The 2,898-nt window shown below is 51.2% G+C and carries 2 protein-coding genes; both read left to right on the top strand.

Annotation, left to right across the window (positions count from 1 at the left end; all coding sequences use genetic code 11):
* The first annotated feature begins 139 nt into the window (after window positions 1-139).
* Window positions 140-1,774 carry an ATP-dependent nuclease gene (locus tag B2Y11_RS06395; RefSeq protein ID WP_291057453.1) on the top strand — a complete coding sequence of 545 codons (1,635 nt, stop codon included), beginning with the start codon at window positions 140-142 and terminating at the stop codon, window positions 1,772-1,774.
* Window positions 1,775-1,834: 60 nt separating this feature from the next.
* Window positions 1,835-2,443, top strand: coding sequence for a Flp family type IVb pilin (locus B2Y11_RS06390; protein WP_291057451.1), 609 nt, complete (start codon window positions 1,835-1,837; stop codon window positions 2,441-2,443).
* The last annotated feature ends 455 nt before the right edge of the window (window positions 2,444-2,898 follow it).

Raw genomic sequence — 2,898 nt, 5'->3', positions numbered from 1 at the left:
GAATTAATCAGTGCTTCCTTAAACCTTGGCCGCGCAGCGGCCTGAACGCTGCTTCTCAAGAACCTTTCGGGCTCTGAACCTCCTGCTGCATACCCTCTTATCATGGTATAATAAGGAAAAAGACAAAGGAGGCGGAGCTATGTTTATATCCCATATGCTGGTGGAGAATTACCGCACGTTTCGTCATGTGGAGCTTCACTTTGACAGCTGGGTGAATTATATCGTAGGGGACAATAATATCGGGAAAAGTAATTTCCTTACCCTCTTGAAGACTCTTACCCATGGATACGGCTTTAGGGAGAATGATTTCCTGGATACGGATCAGCCTATCCGGATACGGCTCACCCTGTCCTCCGAGGATGACGGACTGAAGGATACGGCCCATCTGGAGCTTCGCCAGTGTGTGCGGGAGGTGGTGCCCCGTCTTTATAATCTGGACAACGGGGAGGAGCTGCCTCTGGAGTATACGCGATGCCTCTTTTATATCGACTTTGCGCTGGACGAGGTGCCCAGGAAAATGATTTCCGAAGGGGATATTGCCAGAACCGTTTCTGTTTTTGAGGAGTACCTGTCCGGCGGGCCGAAGGTTATCGAAGAGGTGGAGTCCCTTTTGAACAGCCGGGGATTTCATCTGTCTCTGCCCAGAGAGGACGCCCGCAAGGCTACGCTGGTTCTTTTCAATGAAATTTTCCGCTCCATTGCCATCGGCACGTCCTATGACTCCACCATGAAGCTGATGATTGCAGTGGGCACTTCCCTTCTTATCAAAATGATGAAGAAGAAGGAAAGCAAGGCCATTTCCTTTGAAAATATGATTATCACCGACAGCAGGGGGCGCCGGTTCCTGCCGGTGACGGTGAGTATCGATGAACCGGAGCTTCATCTTCATCCCTATCTGCAGCGGGCCATGCTGGCGTTCTGCCGTTCCATCCTGAATAATGAGGAGCCCTTTTTCCTGAAGATAGTGCAGACCATTCTGGGGGTGGATGGACTGAACGGACAGCTCTTCGTGGTGACCCATTCCACCGATTCCCTGGTGAACGACTACCGGCAGATTATCCGCATTTACTGGGATGATAAGAAAAAGGTACAGGCCGCCTGCGGTTCTTCCTTCCATTTTGACCGGGAAATCGAAAAACACCTGATCATGCATTTTCCGGAAGTGAAGGAAGCGCTCTACTCCAAGTGCACCATTCTGGTGGAAGGGGAGACGGAGTACGGCTCCTTCGGCTACTTTGCCAAGACACTGGGAGTGAATTTCGATTACCATGGTATATGCCTCATCAATGCCCGGGGCGAAAGTTCTATTTCAAAAATCGCCCAGCTGGTGCGTCGCTTCCACATTCCGGCGGTGTGCCTCTATGACCGGGACGTCATGGGCACCACCAGGCAGTCGCCCTATGTATTCTTCACCGATTTCATCTGCTATGAAATGGACGTGGTGAAGTCCTGTCTGGCCCACAGGGGTCGGAAGGCGCTGGATCAGGTCATTGGAGACATGGAGGACGCAGGGGATGCGGTGAATACGTCCCTCATCAAAAAAGCAGGCGCCAAGCTGGGCCTGCCTAAGGGCTACTATCCTCCGGTGAAGCTGAAAAATATCAATCCAAGAAATCGGGAAGCCCTGGAATTTTACTATTTCGCCTGGCTTTATGGAAATAAGGGAGTCATTATCGGACGATCCCTGGGAAGAAGCCTCACAAAAGAACTGATACCGCCGGCCTTTGCCAGAGTCATAGAGGCCGCCGTGCGGTACGGGGATGGCGAGGAGTAAAACCGGGCAGCTGCGCTTATATTCTTTCTGGGAATCCCTTTCATAAAGGAGCTGATTGACATGAAGAAACAAAAGGGGCAGGATATCATCGAATACGCACTGATGCTGGCTGTTGTAGTGGGCATCGGCTTCGGCCTCTATACCCACGTGGGCATAGGAGATCATATCTCTACTGTTTTTAACAATGCCGGTAATCTCCTGGAAGAAGTGGGGAAGGGGAAACAGACCACTTTTATTTTTCCCGATGATGCTATTAAGCGGCTGTTTGATGAGCGGTACGGGGGCTCGTCGGATATTCTGGAGAAACCGGCTACGGGAGAGGTAAAAGATATTGCTTTCGACAGTAAAGAAGGACAGGAGCTGGCCAGAAAGCTCAATATACAGACCAAAGAAGGAGACGGCTGGTATGTGAGGATATTCTCTCCCGGCACAACAGTAGTTACCTATTATTCGGCCAGTGATAACGGCGGCGTGACCTTCAGCCAGTTAAAGAATGCTAAACCTGGCGATAAAGAATATCTGACGAAAATATATATTCATGAAGGAATCCACGACGGGTCGGGGAAAGAAACTTATAATACTGCTAATACAGATAGACAGTCTGATGTCGGCCATGTAGAGAGGGATTCCAAGGGTCAGTTTGTGAGCATTTATCCCGGATCCAAATGAGAACTATATGGATATGTAGTAAGGTGGGGACGCTGCAGCCGGGGCCATAAGGCAAAAGGCCAGTCCTGTAACCTTTTGCGTCCCCTTCCCGCCGACCGCTATTTACCGGCAGATGAGTCACTTACGGCAATTACCGAGATCCTCCGCTGCGCTCAGGATGACGTTTGGGGGCGGGAAGGATAGGGTGTAACGTCTTGCGTCCCCTTTAGGGGCAGAGGGCCGCGAAGTGGCGAAGGGTGTGCAAGCGAACTGGATTCATAGGGGAGCCCCGCGACCCGCGAATCCAGTGAGACGCCATCCAGCGAAGTCGGTGTGGACGGTGGTAAGAATGATTATGACATTCTTATTCTATGTCTTATCGCCCTTCGCTCAGGGGGCCGCCGATTGGCGGTCAGGAAAAACGATAGAGTATCAAATCGGTACTTTACCTTGTACACCCTTTCCCGCTTCGCGGG

The organism is Dialister sp. UBA1703 (assembly GCA_002320515.1).
Lineage (GTDB): Bacteria > Bacillota > Negativicutes > Veillonellales > Dialisteraceae > Dialister.
The sequence above is the reverse complement of the archived record's forward strand: the minus strand, read 5'-3'. Positions and strand labels throughout refer to the sequence as shown.